A 330-nucleotide genomic window follows, 5' to 3' on the forward strand; every position below is an offset into this window, starting at 1 on the left:
TACCTCAAAATTATGTGGGGGTATAGCTCAGTTGGGAGAGCACTTGCCTTGCACGCAAGGGGTCAAGGGTTCGAATCCCTTTACCTCCACCACATGGGTCTATAGCTCAGCTGGTTAGAGCGCACGCCTGATAAGCGTGAGGTCGATGGTTCGAGTCCATTTAGACCCACCATTGTTCTTTGAAAATTGTATATGAATATAAATAACAACAAGCCAAAAATATTCTTTGTGAATAACTTTGTAATAAATTGCTTATAGACTAACTTGAAAAATAGTTAGAGAAAGCTTTCATTAGGAACGAGCAGTACGCGAAGACGACGAATGAGGAAG

At 41.5% G+C, this 330-nt stretch carries 2 tRNA genes; both read left to right on the top strand.

The features are described from left to right. Positions 1-16 precede the first annotated feature (16 nt). Positions 17-92, top strand: a tRNA-Ala gene (locus ACQRD5_RS17275). A 3-nt stretch (positions 93-95) separates the two neighbouring features. Beyond that, positions 96-172, top strand: a tRNA-Ile gene (locus ACQRD5_RS17280). Positions 173-330: the final 158 nt, after the last annotated feature.

Source organism: Clostridium sp. SGI.024, from assembly GCF_050315195.1.
Taxonomy (GTDB): domain Bacteria; phylum Bacillota; class Clostridia; order Clostridiales; family Clostridiaceae; genus Clostridium.